The organism is Enterococcus sp. DIV0703 (assembly GCF_051711065.1).
GTDB lineage: Bacteria > Bacillota > Bacilli > Lactobacillales > Enterococcaceae > Enterococcus_B > Enterococcus_B hirae.
Genome location: NZ_JBIOLX010000001.1, coordinates 1,910,315 through 1,926,345 on the forward strand (window position 1 = coordinate 1,910,315; position 16,031 = coordinate 1,926,345).

Sequence of the window (16,031 nt, forward strand, 5' to 3'; positions counted from 1 at the left end):
TATACGTAATAACTACTATAAGTAGTCGAAAAAAGTAGTTAAGTTAGTCGCTATGTTCCTCAAGTGTTTTTATTTGCTGAGTTTACTTATTTTTTGTAAGATAAATATAGAAAGTTTGAAGGAGGAATTGTTTTATGACTAAAAAAATTGGATTTTTTGTAGGTAGTTTGCGTAAGGATTCGTACAATAGAAAAGTAGCAGAGGCTTTCGCTAACTTGCTACCTGAAGGATATGAAGGTGTTTTTGTAAAGATCGATGATCTGCCTTTTTATAACGAAGATCTTGAAACTCCAGAGAATGCTCCTGCTGAATGGAGTCGTTTCCGTGATGAGGTCAAGGAATTAGCAGGTGTTGTTTTTGTTTCTCCAGAATACAATCGTTCGGTTCCTGCTGTACTTAAAAATGCACTAGATGTAGGCTCTCGCCCTTACGGTCAAAGCGCATGGGACGGCAAACCTGGGTTAGTTGTCACTGCTTCCCCTGGCGGTATCGGTGGATTTGGCGCGAACCATCACCTACGTCAATCACTTGTATTCTTAAATGTTCCTACCTTACAACAACCTGAAGCTTATATTGGCAATATTGCAAACTTAGTTGATGAAGAAGGTCATATTGTGGAAGGAACACTCAGCTTCTTCCAAACGATTCTAGATGCTTATCTTGATTTTTTAAATAAATTAACTAAGTAAAAATTAGCTTTGATAAGCGATGGGTCGAATCAAATAGATCATATATGAAGGAAACAATCGAAAAAAGGTTGTGACCTGTCTAGCTCTGAAAAACAAGCCGAAGAATCCGAAAATAGCTTCTCCTATTTTTGGAATTCTTCGGCTTGTTTTCAATACATGAATAAGACCACGAAAAAAGCGATAAGCTCCGAGCGGATCAGAAAGGATTTGTTAAAATCGCTCCTCATGCTTTGAAAAATTTTCATTCCTCTTTATGTTCTTTTTTCCGAGACTTCTCTTACCTTTTACTAAACCAGTATTATCCACGATTACTTACATAATGCAATTCAATGAACTCTCCAAAATAATTAGTATCAACTAGTTTCAATCGTTCTTCGTATGCGCCTTCTTGAAACAATCGAATACCTTCTCCTAAAAGCACAGGTGCGATTTGGATCCACCATTCATCGATCAAATGATTTTCGATCAAAGGTTTCAACAAATTCCCACCACCAACGACCCAGACTGTTTGGTTAGAATGTTCTTTTATGTTTTTCACGAATGAAACGGGATCTTCATGAATAACTGTTGCATCATTTAATACCAATTCTTTGTTAGTAGAAAATACAAAATTCTTTTTTTCAGGATACAGATGGTCAGTTGCTAACAATTTTTTTGCTTCCTGATAAGTTTTTCTTCCCATAATCGTTTGATCAATTGTTTGATAAAAAGCCTCGTAAGTCGTTTTTTCTCCAGTTGGTGTGTCAAATAACCACTGTAAACTATCCTCTTTTGTTGCTAAGTAGCCATCTAAACTAATGGCACCATAAAAGACGATTTTCCCCATCATATTCACTCTCCTTTTCCCATCTGGCTGACTTCTTGTTTGCGAAAGCAATGATCTAAATGGTCATTGACAATTCCCACAGCTTCTAAAAAAGCATATATCGTTGTGCTTCCGATGAATTTAAATCCGCGTTGTTTTAGATCTTTGGCGATTTGATTAGATAACGGGCTCGTTGTTGGTACCTCTTTTTGTTCTTTATACGAGTGATTGATCACTTTATGATCCGAAAATGACCACAAATAATCCGCAAAACTACCAAATTCATGTTGGATTTTTTGGACACCCTGAGCATTGGCTACCGCTGCTTCAATTTTACGACGGTTACGAATGATCCCTTTATTTTCCATCAACTCATTGATTTTTGCTTCTGTATATTCGGCTACTTTATCGATCGAAAAAAAGTCATAAGCTTCATCAAAGGAGGCACTTTTATTCAAAATCGTTTGCCAGCTTAATCCCGCTTGATTGATATCTAACATCAATTTACGAAAAAGTAATTGATCATCATATTCTGGAACACCCCAAACTGTGTCATGATAATGTTTCATACTTGCTGTTTGCTCACCCCAAGGACATCTTCGTTTCATTCTCTTCACCTCTTAGCGTTATTGTACCATTCCTTTGTTTCTCTATCTAAAAAGAGGAACGCTATGGCAGGTAGTTTTTGAATTGGGTTTATCTAGTATGCAAAAAAAGAATCGCAAAGCCAGCAGAAGCTAACTCAACGATTCTTTCGATGGATGAAACGGTAAACAAAATTCTACTATTATAATAGAAGTACGATAGAAGCTTTATTTCCGTTTTTTCTTTTTCTTTTTGTTTTTCTTGATCATGCGATTCATCGCCATTTTTCCAAGTTTTCCTTTGACACCTGTGCCAAACATTTGGTCCATTCCAGGAATATTCATATCTCCCTTAGACATTTGTTGCATCATTTTGCGTGATTCTTTAAATTGCTTAATCATGCGGTTAACTTCAACCACACTGTTACCAGAACCTGCGGCAATCCTTCTGCGACGACTTGGATTCAATAAATCAGGGTTTTCTCTTTCTGCAGGTGTCATTGAGTAAACCATTGCTTTTTTACGTTCGACATCTTTAGGATCTACTTTGACATTTTCAATCCCTGGTACTTGGTTCATCCCAGGAATCATTTTGATCAGATCTTCTAACGGTCCCATCCCCATCACTTGATCCAACTGTTCAATGAAATCATTGAAATCAAATGAATTTTCCCGCATTTTTTTCGCTAATTCTTCTGCTTTTTTCTCGTCATAGTCTTGTTGCGCTTTTTCGATCAACGTCAACATATCGCCCATACCAAGAATACGGCTTGCCATACGGTCTGGGTGGAAAACTTCAAGATCTGTTAATTTTTCCCCTGACCCGATGAATTTGATTGGTGCGCCAGTCACAGAACGGATCGAAAGTGCTGCACCACCACGTGTATCACCATCTAATTTAGTAATAACTACCCCAGTGATCCCTAGTTGTTGGTTAAAACTATCTGCCACATTGACAGCATCTTGACCGGTCATCGCATCGACAACCAACAAGATTTCATTTGGTTGTGTTAATTCTTTGATTTGTTTCAATTCATCCATCAGGGTTTCATCAATATGCAGACGCCCCGCCGTATCGATCAGAACATAATCATTTTTCTTTTCTTTTGCTAATTCCATCCCTTGACGAACGATCTCAACTGGACTAACATCTGTTCCCATATCAAAAACAGGTACGTCTAATTGTTGCCCTAGAACTTTCAATTGATCGATCGCAGCTGGACGATACACGTCACCTGCGATCAGTAAAGGTCGTGCATTTTCATTTTTCTTTAAATAGTTGGCTAGTTTACCAGTAAACGTCGTCTTACCTGCCCCTTGCAAACCTGCCATCATGATGACTGTTGGAATTTTTGGTGATTTATTCAATTCAACAGTTTCTGCCCCTAAAGTGATCGTCAATTCTTCATCAACGATCTTAACGATTTGTTGTGCAGGTGTTAAACTTTCTAATACTTCTACACCAATCGCCCGTTCTCGAACACGCTTCGTAAAGTCTTTTACTACTTGTAAGTTTACATCGGCTTCTAGTAATGCAAGGCGGATCTCCCGCATCATTTCTTTGACGTCAGCTTCTGAAACTTTCCCTTTTTTTCTTAACTTGCTCATTGCCTGTTGAAGGCGCTCAGTTAAATTTTCAAATGCCATGATTTCTTCATTCCTTTATTCTTCAATTTCTTGGATCTGTTTCACATAATCAAGGAGAACTTCATCTTTAGGATAAGTTTCCTTTACATAAGTTTTCATTTTTTCTAATAACTGTTCCCGAACAATATAATTAGAGAAAAGATGGAGTTTCTTTTCATAATCTTCTAAAATCTTACTGGTTCGTTTGATATTATCGTATACTGCTTGGCGACTTACTTCATACTCTTCTGCTATTTCTCCTAATGAAAAATCGTCTGCGTAATACAACTCCATATAATTCATCTGTTTTTCGGTTAAAAGCGTAGAATAAAATTCAAAAAGTGCGTTCATTCGGTTCGTTTTCTCGATTTCCATTCTGTTCACCTCGCAATTTCAACCATTCTTCATCAGAGAGTACGGTCATCTTTTGTTGGATAAAATAAGCAGTTGCTACACCAGTTCCAGACTTCAAGGTTCCTGAAAAACTCCCATCATAAATAAGAGAGGAACCACAAGAAGGACTTTTCGCTTTTAATATCACTAAATCTATTTCTTGCTCTTTTAATTTTTGATAAGCATGGATTGCCCCTTCTTGGTAGGCTTTTGTGACGTCTTCACCATTTGTAGTAATCACTTTTGCCTGACCATTCCAAACGTCAAATCCATCGCCACCAACGATTTCTGCTGGGGCTCTAGGAGTTGAAAGACCGCCCATTACTTCAGGACAAACCATGATCGCTTTACCTTCAGCGACCAGTTTCTTTAATTCCGGCACAGCTTTTTCTTGTCCATCATACCGACATAAGACACCGCCTAAACAAGCGCTAATTCCGATCAATTGCCACTCACTCCTTTATCCAACAAAGTGCCTTCCTATTATACCATTTATTTAGTTGGTAAAATAGTCCTTCTACTGGATTCTATGCTAAAATAAGAAATGTCTATTCATGACACTTAATTAAAAAACCCAGGCATTAGTTGATAGCTGTTTTTAAATAAACAAAAAGAATGAACGCAAGAAAAGGGAGAAGTTATGAAAAAAGTATTAGTGGTAGATGATGAACCTTCAATCGTCACATTGTTGACATTCAATCTGGAAAAAGAAGGGTATCAAGTAACAAGTGCTTTAGACGGACAAAAAGGACTGGAATTAGCACTGGAAGAACCTTTTGATTTTATGATTTTAGATGTGATGTTGCCTTCTATAGATGGTATGGCAATCACCCAAAAGTTGAGACAAGAAAAAATTGATACTCCAATTTTAATGCTTACAGCCAAAGATGACCAGGTCGATCGGATCATCGGTTTGGAAATTGGTGCTGATGATTATTTAACAAAGCCTTTCAGCCCTAGAGAAGTACTTGCTCGAATGAAAGCTATTTTTCGCCGCATCGAACCACGCCATGTCCAACAAGAAGAAGCAGAACCTGCTTACCTAACGATTGGACAGATCAAAGCAGATTTAACGAATTTTCAAGTAACCGTAGAGGAACGACCGATCGAATTAACGCCAAAAGAATTTGAACTGCTCGTTTATTTTATGAAACGAAAAGATCGTGTAATTGATCGTGATACGCTGCTAAATCGCATCTGGAATTTTGATTTTGCAGGTCAAAGTCGAATCGTTGATGTCCATGTCAGTCACTTAAGAGAAAAAATCGAAAGAGACCCTAAACATCCAAAATATTTAGTGACAGTTCGCGGTTTTGGCTATAAATTTCAGGAACCAAAACGATGAATTGGAAAAAAATTTCTGAGCGTGTCTTCTTTTTCATTCTCTTAGTGGGACTGTTTTTCGGTGGCTGGCAAATGATTTCTCAATATTTCAAACAACAAATCATCGAGCAACAAGAAAGCTATCTTTCAAAAAAAGGGCAATTGCTGATCCAGCAATTGACTATTGATGATTTATCTTCGAAGCATAATCAAGCAGTTTTAACAGACTTTGTTCATCAATCAAATGAACGACTAACCTTATTAGCTCCAAATGGTACAATCCTATTCGATACGACCGATCACTCACTACGAGGGCAGCGAAATACTCGTCCAGAAATCAAAGCAGTCCTTGATGGCGGCTCACTAGGTACTTCTTTAAGAATGAGCAGTACGTTAAAGGAAGAACTATTATATGTAGCACTACCGATCAAGAAGAATGGGCAGTTGGAAGCCATTATTCGAATCGCAGAACCAACAAATGGCTTTTTGCCAAGAACAGAAAATTTTCGTCGTTGGGTCTTTTTCTTCTTTTTGGTTTTCTTCGTTGTTTTGTCCAGTATGAGCTATTATTTGGTTTATCAACGTAACCGTCCCTTGAAAACCGTGCTGCCCGTCTTAAAGAAAATGGTCAAAAACCCTGATAAAACCGAGACCATCATGCAAACTTCTGATCAATGGGAAGAACTTTACCAAACGATCAATGCTTTGAGTGAACAAATGAGTAAAGTCTATCGTGCCTATACGACCACTGAAGAACAATTGTATACTCTATTGAATGAATTAATGATTGGTGTCTTTTTGATCGATTCAGAGTCACATCTGCGGCTATTGAATCCAAAAATGCAGGCACATTTAGGGGTACATGATTATCAGCCTAATCAACGGTATACTGAGATCATTCAAGAGCCAAAATTAATCCAATTGATTCATCAAGTTACGCCAAATGAACCATTGATCCATCAAGAAATTACTATTTCAGAGGGACAACAAACATTAGACATCAGCTTACGTTACTTCAATAGTTCTGAAGAGACTGGGCAGATTCTAGGCGTGGCTTATGATCTCACAAAAGTAAGACGATTAGAAAAACTGCAAAAAGACTTCGTAGGAAATGTTTCTCATGAACTTAAAACACCGGTTACTTCATTGATCGGATTTACTGAAACACTGCTGGATGGAGCCAAAGATGACCCAAAAATATTGAATGAGTTCCTATTGATCATGCAAAAAGATGCGATACGTTTAGATAAGCTGATCCGAGAAATCATTCAGCTATCAAAAGATGAAGAAACGGCACACGAAACGCAAACCATCCATTTAGCAACTTACTTTGAACAAATCATTCAAAGTTACCAACCAATGATCGAAAAGAAACACTTAACACTGGAAATGCAACAGAAAGAACAATCATTTACAACTCAAACTGAACTCTTATACCCGATCATCAAAAATTTGATCGAAAATGCAATCCAATATTCTAAAGAATCAGAGAAAATAATCATCCGTTACGAGGTTGACAACCAATTGACATTCTCTGTCCAAGACTTTGGTATTGGGATTGATCGTGAAGATCAAGAAAGAATCTTTGAGCGCTTCTATCGAGTGGATAAAGCACGTAGTCGACACTCAGGTGGTACTGGTCTAGGTCTGGCTATTGTGAAAGATTACGTCAATCTCTTGGGTGGTACGATCAAAGTGGAAAGTCATCCAGGAATGGGGTCGACTTTTACCGTCACCATCCCTCCAGCATGAACACCTTTAAATCTTCAAAAAAATAAATGAACAAGTGAAATAGCGGAACAGAAAAAAATAGGCGGTTGGCATAACCGCCTATTTTTGTTTTGTCTATCTGTTAATCGTGTTTATTGTCTACTGAAAACAGCACTTTGAGCCAGAACCAAATAGACCGTTTTTTCTTTCCATCCTTCAACTGGCTGTAATTTTCAATCATTCGCGAATACTGCCGGAAAATCGAGTCCGCCGCAAAAAATAGAATCAAAAGCAACAGAATCGAAACGGGTGAAATAGCGGAGATAGAAAATAATTTATGCAGAAAGACAACTGAAAATAAGATACCTGCTGCACAAAATAAAATGATCCGCCCTCTGAATTGGTTCAATGGGTGACAAATTTTATAGAGTACGAGAAAACCAACCGCTGTCAGTAGCATCGTTGAAGCCGTGGAAACATCTGTCTTATTCAAATGCAAGATGACACCGCCTACCACTAAAGTCCCCACGACAGTCATATCTGTTAGCCCACCAGGAATGGCTTTTTCTAAGACATTCACAATAAACTTTCCTTCAATTCGATTTTTGTTTTCTTCAAGAGCAAGTAAAAACGATGGCAAACCAATCGTAAACAGACTAATCAATGTAATTTGAGAAGGCTCCAACGGATAAGTCAGTGCGAACAAGACAGAAAAGACGGAAAGTAAGAAAGAAAAAATATTTTTTACTAAAAACAAACTAGCAGATCGTTCAATATTATTAACAACTCGCCGACCTTCTGCTACGATCTCAGGCATTCTAGAAAAATCAGAATCTAATAAAGCAACTTGCGCAGCTTGGATCGTTGCTTCGTTGCCAGAAGCCATAGCGATACTACAATCAGCTTCTTTCATTGCTAAAATATCATTGACACCATCACCAGTCATCGCAACTGTATTTTTTTGTTTAAGAAGCTGAACGAACTGCATTTTTTGTTCAGGCTTAACCCGTCCAAATACGGTGTATTTTTCCACTGCTGAGAGATAATCTTCCTCAGCAAGTTGAGAAACATCAATATATTGGTCTGCATTAGCAATGCCCGCCTGTAATGCGACAGTTGAAACGGTCTGCGGATTATCCCCTGAAATCACTTTGATTGCTACCCCTTGTTCCTTAAAATAAGCAAATGTGTCAGGGGCTTCTTTTCGAATTGGGTTGGCAATCAAAAGATAAGCAAGCGGAATCACTTCTGCTTCTAAAAGTGCTTCGCTCAATATTCCTTGGTAACTACCGAAAACCAACACACGATAGCCCTGATCAGCATATTGACTAAATTCATTTTTAACTGTTTCGAAACGTTCACGTAAAACCATTTCTGGCGCTCCTAATACATAGACCCCATCCGCAAATGTTACGCTACTGAATTTTTGTACCGACGAAAAAGGCAAGATAGATAAAGGCTCTTGATCTGTAGGCTTATTAAAGTACGTTTTGATTGCTTGCATCGTCGCATTGTCATTTGCCATAGCTTTAGCATAATCTGAAATGAGTTCTTGAATCCTAGTTGCCTGTTGCTCCGCCTGCTCATTTTTAGCAATCACTAGTTTTTGTACAGACATCTGATTTTCAGTAATAGTTCCCGTTTTATCTACACATAGTACATTAACCCTTGCTAAAGTCTCTATGCTTTTCATATCATGTAATAATACTCGTTGCTTAGCTAAACGAGCGGCACTCATTGCTAGAGCGATCGTTGTCAATAAGTACAAGCCTTCTGGTATCATCCCGATTAAAGCTGCTTCCATGGCTACCACACTTTCTTTGATCGTGTTGCCATTAAAAAAGTAACTTTGTGAAAACAAAGTGATGCCGATGGGAATAATAATGATCCCGATCCATTTGATTAATTTATTCAGCGAAGCAATCATTTCTGATTGTTCGCCTCCTCCCATTTTTTTTGCTTTTGCTGTTAATTGGGAGATGTAAGAGTCATAGCCAACCTTGTCTAATCGTGCATAAGCCTTACCAGAAACGACAAAGCTCCCTGACATCAAATAATCATCTACTTCTTTCACGATCTCATCTGCTTCACCTGTCAAAAGTGCTTCGTTGACTTGTAATTTACCGTCTAAGACATAACCGTCTGCAGGAATCTGTTGACCCGTTTCGAGCAAGATGACATCATCTAAAACTAATTCCTCCATATCGATCTTATTGGCTACGCCGTTTCTTACGACTGTGACTTTTGCTGCATTCAGTACACTCAAATTATCTAATATCTTTTTTGAGCGAATCTCTTGATAGATAGCAATTCCCGTGTTTGCAAGAATCACTGGCAAAAAAGTCAAATTTTTATAGGAACTAACTAGACATAATAAAACTGCTAAGACGATAAAAATCAAATTAAAATAAGTAAATATATTTTGCAAAACGATTTGTTTGTTCGTTTTAAATGATGGGTCGATCGTTTCATTTGTTGCTTGAGCATGCACTCGTTCTGCAACTTGCTCATCTGTTAGCCCCTCTCGATAATCGGGAGCATATCTTGTAATATTTTTAACTGAAGTTTGATCTTTTTCAACTTCCGTTTGATGACTAAATATTCTCATTTACCGTTTACCTCGATTATTAGTATTATATTTACCTTAATACATTTGTAAAAAAAAAGCCTATGAAATGACTAATAAATATCTTTCATTACTGTCATATTCATTTGCAGGAAATAGCTAAAAAAAAGCATGCCCATTAAAGGCACACTTTTAGGGGTAGCAGATTTGAGTACATGATTGCTTATTTTAAGTTTCCTTCAGCATCACGTTCTACTTTCATCGCAGTAATTGGTAAGTAACCGAGTTCTTTCACCGGTCCTTGTTGGATTTCGTCTGTCATCATATAATCTAAAAATTTTTGAACTTCCGGGGAAGGCTCACCATTTGTATACATGTGTTCATAAGACCAAATTTTCCAACTGTTGTCAGCAACATTTTCTTCTTTTGGTTCTACACCATCAATACTTAAAGCCTGTGTTTTATCATCCAAATAAGAAAAAGCAAGGTAGCTGATTGCGCCAGGAGTTTGGCTAACAATTTGTCGAACAGTTCCTGATGAATCCTGTTCTTGTGATTGTACTGGAGTAGCACCATCTAATCCCCACTTTTCAAAAGTAGCTCGTGTACCACTACCATTTGCCCGATTGATGACATTGATTTTTTCATCTTTCCCACCTAGTTCTTGCCAATTGGTAATTTTTCCAGTGAATATATCAATTAATTCCTGTTTTGTAATATTTTTGACGTTCGTGTCTTTATTGACGATTGGCGCCATACCTACCACCGCAACTTTATGATCCTTTATTTTACTTGCATCTACGCCTTCTTTTTCCTCAGCAAAGACATCGGAGTTTCCGATTGTCACTGCCCCAGACTCGACCTGACTTAACCCAGTACCACTTCCGCCACCTTGGACAGAGATTTGATAGTTGGGATTTTTTTGGACAAAACTTTCTTGTGCTGCATCGACTAGAGGTTGGAGCGCAGTAGATCCGACAGCCACGATTTTGACTTGATCGCCAGAAGTTGCAGAATTATTTTGTGCTGCGGAGCCATCCGTGCTACCAGAACCGGAACCACAGCCAGCTAACATAAGACCTAAAACACCTAAAGAAAATAATACTTTTTTCATTGATATACCCCTTTCTTATTTACAAGTAAATTGTAGCAATCCACTGTAAATCCTGCATATTGAAGGTGTAAATATCCAGTTAATTTATGTAAAGTTATCGTAAATCGAAGCCAAATAAAAAGGCTTCGTACTTTTTGATGTTGGTGAAATTCACCGACAAATTTTTTATGATGTAAAAATAGAGAGAAGAGCCCCCCTGAAATCCTTTAAACCATGATCCGTCACGTAAAACTATTTTAACCAAAAAAAAAACACAGAAAGAAGTTTTCTTCTTTCTGGCCAAATGATTCTAGATTTTCTCTTTACCAACGTCATTTGACAAAAAGCCCAAAAATAAAGGTTAATTTATATCAAAACTAACCTTTAATCCTTTTCTTTCTTCTCTATCTACGATATACTATAATTAAATAGAGGAGCTATGCGCTAACATAGCCCCTCATGTGTAGTCCGTTCAAAGCGGATGGCATATATACAAAACTTTAGAGCCTGTCTACTTCGCCAAAAGTTGAGACGGCTCTATTTTTTTTGTTCTTTTTTGAACTTTAACCAAGCTAAAATCGAATCGCTAGCTTTCGCTACGGCAGTAATTACTACTGCTGCTGCTCCGATAATAGCAATGATTTGATCCAATGAGAACAAATCAGGCATTTCCTTTCTAAAGAGTACGTCCAACAAGCTAATAAGCCCATAGGCATCACGCCCCCTCAATTGGATTTGCCAAACCGCCACAAACTTTCTACAATCATCATTTGACAAAAAGCCCTATTCAAGTAATAGAATAGCAATTGGGATTAATGATTCTACTATGATTGAAGAAGTAGCAATATGCTATATTTAATGTCATGCAGAACAACACTTCGCAAACAAAGTTACTTTTCAAATTTAGATAAATGGGTTATAATAAAAATGAAAGGGCATGCTGTAACATGCCCAGTGTAGTCCGTTCAAAGCGGATGGCATTTTTTAACAAGTTTAGAGCCTGTCTACTCTGCCAAAAGTTGAGACGGCTCTATTTTTTTTGTTCTTTTTTGAACTTTAACCATGCTAAAATCGAATCACTAGCTTTCGCTATTGCAGTAATTATTACTGCTGCTGTTCCGATGATAGCAATGATTTGATCCAACGAGAACAAATCAGGCATTTCCTTTCTAAAGAGTACGTCCGATAAGCTAATAAGCCCATAGGCACCACGCTCCTTCAATTGGATTTGCCAAACCGCCACAAACTTTCTACAATAATATTATATCATAGAATAAAGATCTTTAGCTTGCCTAAAAAGGCTATTTGAATTTTTTAAATAGGTTGATTATTATACGAAAAGAGATATTTCCTTTGCGGAATATGTAATACATTCAGTTATTTATTCTTTTATATTTCGATTTGATTTTCTTCATTGTATTCTTCTTCAGGCAACATTCCTTCATTCATATCTTCATCCATTGATTGCGTATCTAACTTCTTACTTAGTGAATACTCCATTTCTATGTTTATTCTAGTTTGTTCTACCACTTTTTCTTTGAGTTCTTCCTTTTGTGGGAAACGAAGCTGTTTTTTCGCTATTTCTAACTTCTCTTCTATTTCCTTAAGTTGTTCTTGCTTTCCTGCCATCCTTTCAGGTATTTTTGTTCAGTGCTTTTAAAACGTCGAATCATGTCAATGCCTATTTTGGGATCAAGTAGTGTGATATAAAAAAGGTTTCCTCTTTCTGGCCAAATGATTCTAAGATTCTCTTCTTCAACATCATTTGACAAAAAGCAAAAAAAAACACTGTTCGCTACTATCATTTGCTCACATATTTGCTCACAATGTTTACTTTTTATTGAACCTATTTATTAACTTCGCCGGACAGTTTTTCTTCTATTCTTAATTTTGCTATAGAATAAAAAATGACTGCTAATAAAAACGAAAGAATCGCTAGATAAAAACTTGGTTTAATGGTCAAAAAGTACATCGAAGTTTCCCCTGTATCTTTCAATCCACTTTCACTTAAGCCATTCGGTCCAACAATGATTCGTGGCAGAATAGAAAAAAAGGAAGTAAAAACCAACATACAAGAAAAATGAATCAAATGCCAATTATAACTATTCATAAATTTATTTGTCAAAATCAAGCTCATACTCACTAAAAAATAGAATAGTGTTAAAATTGGAAAATTTTTCGATACTACAATCCCAGTACCATGAATTAGCCCCAAAATTTCTGCTCCCTGAACAACGGCATTCACCCAAGTAAACGGCAACAGCAGAATTGGAAAAAACCAAAAAAATAAATACAATTGTTCAAGTTTTATTTTCTTTTTCATCACTTTACTCCTACGCGATTTTTTCTTTCACCTACTATAAGCGTTTTCTCTAAAAAAATTAGGGGGAAAATCTTTTTTTTTAGAGATAAGGCTATGAGAGTTTATTCATTTAATCTACAAATTTCAAAAAAGTGTTTGATTATTAGCTGGTTGATTTTAGAATGAAAGTAGAAGAAATCGGATTCACCTGATTGGGGGAACACACCATGAAAAATCATGGAAAAAAATTAATTTTGCTCTTACTTTTCATTCCGTATGTGTACTTCTCTTTACTACTAGATTATCGGTATCATTCTGTTTTTGGCTTGATTTTTTTGATTTTTCTGTCTTTTTACGCTGGCTTTAGCTTCCAGAAAAAGCAACAGTTACTCTTTCTCTTCTTTATTAATATTAGTTCAACATTCATTTCTTATTTGATTTGTCACTATTACTCTGATTGGCATTTCTTTTACCAGCCATTCAAACCAACCCAACTGATTTTACTGCTTTCGGTTTTGTATTTGATCCCTCAAATTCTTGGGGCTTTTTGGGCAAGAATTTTCACTCGTTAAATCAGTGAATCGAAAAAATATGACTAGCAAAGGATCGGTAAACACCCAATTTTTATAGAAAATCAGCTATGATTTCTCATTGATCCTTGTAAAAAAGTCTGAAAAATCATAGCACCGAAAGAAGCAAAAAATAAAAATTTACGCTATTCATTAAAGTTCATGCAGATAGATTTTTTTTATAATAATTTTATCAAATAATTGTGATTGACTGTCTTGTTCACCAATAATCTCGGCAATTACTGTACGACTGTTTGGTTTTCTACGTAACTGATAATTGATCTTTCCAGTTGCGGTCAATTCGTTTAACATATCGACCACTCCTCCAAAGCCCGTCTTTTTCGTAATGAAACCTAGTGTAACCATTCGTTCATCTAAATTTTTAGCAGAAATCGTTACACCAGTAATCAAATAACGTTTCAGTGTTTGTACCAACTCATCTAGACCATCAGAAGTCGAAACGACAGCAGATGTTTGGTCAGCGTAGTTTCCAAGTAGTTCATTACTTTCTATAGGTGCCTGTACTTCTTCATTTGCCTTCTGACGTAAATCTGCTAATTCTTGTAACAGTGTTTCATATTGCTCTTGTGTCAACATCACTCCTGCAACTTTTTCACGATTAAATATATATACACCGGTTTCAGCTTTTCTTGCCTGATCAAATACATCCATCGGTGATCGTTTTACTTCAGTGATTGAAGATGTAGGAACTTCTAATTTCTTTAAATCCAAAAGACATCCTCCTTTACTCATCTTCTTTATTATAACACACCCTTTTCATATGATAAAAATCAATTTTTCGTATCAATCCAATAATCAATATCTGATAGTAGACGATCTACCCCAAAAGAAGGTTGGTAGAAATAAGTCTTTTGATGTTTACTATTATTTAATGGAAAAAAATGGTCCGTAATAATCAATTGTGCATAACTTGGAGGGATTGATCGAGTACAAATATGTATGGAGGTCCGTTTTCGATGTCGCAAGGTCTTATCCAGAACAGAAGCTAGGCGGCGCGCTTCCTCATGATCGTAACGAAAAAAAAAGACGATTTTTACTTCTGGTGGATAGATTTCCAGGTATCCTCTTTCTTGCAAAACTTTAAGTAAAAGTAGGCCCCATTCATACGATGGATATGTAAGTGCTTGTTGTAAAGCCATCCGGTATTGATAAAGTTTTTCATTAACATTCGGCACCAAACGCAAGCTTTCCTGATACTCATGAAATTCCTCTTTGACTACTCTTTCGTGTAGTCCAATTGAGTAACGGAGCCACTCTTGATAGATAACTCGCGTAATCGTTGTTTTATTCGTACTTTCAAATTCACTAGCCAACCAAAACAACGAATCCAATTTCTCTGTTAAGGTCATTAATTTTCGGTAGATTTTCGTTTCTTCAATTTTTTTCCAGTATTTTTCGATAATGATGTTGCAACTTAAACGAACGATACAGCGGTAATTTTTTTCGCGGACAGATAAACGTTGTTCGTGTCGGAATAACAACTCTGGAAAAAGTTCAAAAAAAAGCGTGCGATGTTCGTCTAATATTTTGATTTCGGCATTTTGGGCACGTGTCTCCAACAAATGGATAAATAATTCGGAAAAAGACTGTTCTGTATCCCCAATAAAAAAGAGGGGAAAATCTTTAAGAAAACAGAAAAAAAGATAGCGTATCTTTCTTTCAGAACCATAAAGTTGTTGTTTTCGATAAGAAAAAGACAAATGATATTCACCCAGCCATTTTCTTAGACGCTCTTGTGAGGAGCGATCATACTCTTGTTGATACTCCGTGTTCAAAATCAAATCCTTCAATAAGCAAAAGGATGAGGAGTGGATCAGAAAATCAAACAATAAATAGGGCTCACTGTAACCTTTATTATAAATCAGCTTTACGCTTTTTTTATGTTGAATCAGTTGGATCGGAAAATCTCCTTCTTCTAATCTTTTTAAATATCGATCGATCGTTTTTACATCAACTAATAGTTTTTCTGCTAGATCCGTTTTTTTCCACGATAAATCTTTCATTTGATGGATCAATATAAATAGATTTTGTACATTTTTTGACAATAATCTTTGCCACTTCATTGGCGTTCCCTCACTTATTTTTTACTGTGTGTTTCAGGAGTACGATCAACTATAGATTAATACATCTCCCTATATATAAATTACGAAAAAAAACATTTTTTCTTCTTTAATTCAAACGAAATTCATTAAATTCTAATTTAACAGATCGAAAAAGTTAACTACTGCTATTTTTTTCTTACCGTCACACATTGAACTGTGCAAAATTTCGTACAATGGGAACAACTATGGTTACTGATTATTTCTTGAATACCTCTCTCAACCTCTCTCCTGCCATTTTTTCTTTTCAT

17 protein-coding genes are annotated in these 16,031 nt (G+C 36.5%); 4 read left to right on the forward strand and 13 right to left on the reverse strand.

Annotated features, from left to right (window positions below):
• Positions 1–134 precede the first annotated feature (134 nt).
• Positions 135–689, forward strand: a complete 555-nt coding sequence (locus IGK81_RS08720; protein ID WP_010718468.1) for an NADPH-dependent FMN reductase — start codon at positions 135–137, stop codon at positions 687–689.
• Between the two features lie 298 nt (positions 690–987).
• On the opposite strand, the gene IGK81_RS08725 is transcribed toward IGK81_RS08720, so the two are convergent.
• From IGK81_RS08725 to IGK81_RS08745, 5 genes are all read right to left on the reverse strand, one after another.
• Positions 988–1,515 carry a dihydrofolate reductase family protein gene (locus IGK81_RS08725; RefSeq protein WP_034700956.1) on the reverse strand — a complete coding sequence of 176 codons (528 nt, stop codon included), beginning with the start codon at positions 1,513–1,515 and terminating at the stop codon, positions 988–990.
• Between the two features lie 5 nt (positions 1,516–1,520).
• Positions 1,521–2,102 carry a DNA-3-methyladenine glycosylase I gene (locus IGK81_RS08730; RefSeq protein ID WP_431393264.1) on the reverse strand — a complete coding sequence of 194 codons (582 nt, stop codon included), beginning with the start codon at positions 2,100–2,102 and terminating at the stop codon, positions 1,521–1,523.
• A 204-nt stretch (positions 2,103–2,306) separates the two neighbouring features.
• Positions 2,307–3,725: a signal recognition particle protein gene (gene ffh / locus IGK81_RS08735; protein ID WP_010718476.1), complete on the reverse strand. Its 1,419-nt coding sequence runs from the start codon at positions 3,723–3,725 to the stop codon at positions 2,307–2,309.
• Positions 3,726–3,740: 15 nt separating this feature from the next.
• The gene (locus IGK81_RS08740) at positions 3,741–4,079 is read right to left on the reverse strand and encodes a putative DNA-binding protein (RefSeq protein WP_010718477.1); all 339 of its coding nucleotides are present in this window, start codon (positions 4,077–4,079) and stop codon (positions 3,741–3,743) included.
• Complete coding sequence (locus IGK81_RS08745; RefSeq protein ID WP_010718478.1) at positions 4,039–4,542, reverse strand: DUF523 domain-containing protein; 504 nt, start codon at positions 4,540–4,542, stop codon at positions 4,039–4,041. Before IGK81_RS08745 ends, IGK81_RS08740 begins: the two co-directional genes overlap by 41 nt.
• A gap of 195 nt (positions 4,543–4,737) precedes the next feature.
• On the opposite strand from IGK81_RS08745, the gene IGK81_RS08750 reads away from it, so the two are divergent.
• On the forward strand, positions 4,738–5,442 hold the full coding sequence (locus tag IGK81_RS08750; protein WP_010718479.1) for a response regulator transcription factor: 705 nt from the start codon (positions 4,738–4,740) through the stop codon (positions 5,440–5,442).
• Positions 5,439–7,172, forward strand: a complete 1,734-nt coding sequence (locus IGK81_RS08755; protein WP_034700840.1) for a sensor histidine kinase — start codon at positions 5,439–5,441, stop codon at positions 7,170–7,172. Before IGK81_RS08750 ends, IGK81_RS08755 begins: the two co-directional genes overlap by 4 nt.
• 100 nt (positions 7,173–7,272) lie before the next feature.
• Here the strand turns inward: IGK81_RS08755 and IGK81_RS08760 are convergent, their stop codons facing one another.
• The 6 genes from IGK81_RS08760 to IGK81_RS08785 all read right to left on the reverse strand — a co-directional run bounded on the left by IGK81_RS08760 (position 7,273) and on the right by IGK81_RS08785 (position 13,112).
• Positions 7,273–9,738, reverse strand: coding sequence for a cation-translocating P-type ATPase (locus IGK81_RS08760; protein ID WP_034700842.1), 2,466 nt, complete (start codon positions 9,736–9,738; stop codon positions 7,273–7,275).
• Positions 9,739–9,919: 181 nt separating this feature from the next.
• The gene (locus IGK81_RS08765) at positions 9,920–10,810 is read right to left on the reverse strand and encodes a phosphate ABC transporter substrate-binding protein PstS family protein (RefSeq protein ID WP_034700844.1); all 891 of its coding nucleotides are present in this window, start codon (positions 10,808–10,810) and stop codon (positions 9,920–9,922) included.
• A 516-nt stretch (positions 10,811–11,326) separates the two neighbouring features.
• On the reverse strand, positions 11,327–11,539 hold the full coding sequence (locus tag IGK81_RS08770; protein WP_034700846.1) for a hypothetical protein: 213 nt from the start codon (positions 11,537–11,539) through the stop codon (positions 11,327–11,329).
• A gap of 280 nt (positions 11,540–11,819) precedes the next feature.
• Positions 11,820–12,032: a hypothetical protein gene (locus tag IGK81_RS08775; protein ID WP_034700849.1), complete on the reverse strand. Its 213-nt coding sequence runs from the start codon at positions 12,030–12,032 to the stop codon at positions 11,820–11,822.
• Positions 12,033–12,178: 146 nt separating this feature from the next.
• Positions 12,179–12,418 (reverse strand): hypothetical protein, encoded by a 240-nt coding sequence (locus IGK81_RS08780; protein WP_034700852.1) that lies wholly within the window; start codon positions 12,416–12,418, stop codon positions 12,179–12,181.
• Between the two features lie 217 nt (positions 12,419–12,635).
• The gene (locus tag IGK81_RS08785) at positions 12,636–13,112 is read right to left on the reverse strand and encodes a hypothetical protein (protein ID WP_010718484.1); all 477 of its coding nucleotides are present in this window, start codon (positions 13,110–13,112) and stop codon (positions 12,636–12,638) included.
• Positions 13,113–13,318: 206 nt separating this feature from the next.
• Here IGK81_RS08785 and IGK81_RS08790 point away from each other — a divergent pair, with 206 nt between their 5' ends.
• Positions 13,319–13,663, forward strand: coding sequence for a hypothetical protein (locus IGK81_RS08790; protein WP_014834534.1), 345 nt, complete (start codon positions 13,319–13,321; stop codon positions 13,661–13,663).
• A 150-nt stretch (positions 13,664–13,813) separates the two neighbouring features.
• On the opposite strand, the gene IGK81_RS08795 is transcribed toward IGK81_RS08790, so the two are convergent.
• Together IGK81_RS08795 and IGK81_RS08800 are read right to left on the reverse strand one after the other, a co-directional pair.
• On the reverse strand, positions 13,814–14,392 hold the full coding sequence (locus tag IGK81_RS08795) for a prevent-host-death protein (RefSeq protein ID WP_034700854.1): 579 nt from the start codon (positions 14,390–14,392) through the stop codon (positions 13,814–13,816).
• Between the two features lie 59 nt (positions 14,393–14,451).
• Positions 14,452–15,744: a helix-turn-helix domain-containing protein gene (locus tag IGK81_RS08800; RefSeq protein ID WP_438757894.1), complete on the reverse strand. Its 1,293-nt coding sequence runs from the start codon at positions 15,742–15,744 to the stop codon at positions 14,452–14,454.
• Positions 15,745–16,031 lie beyond the last annotated feature (287 nt).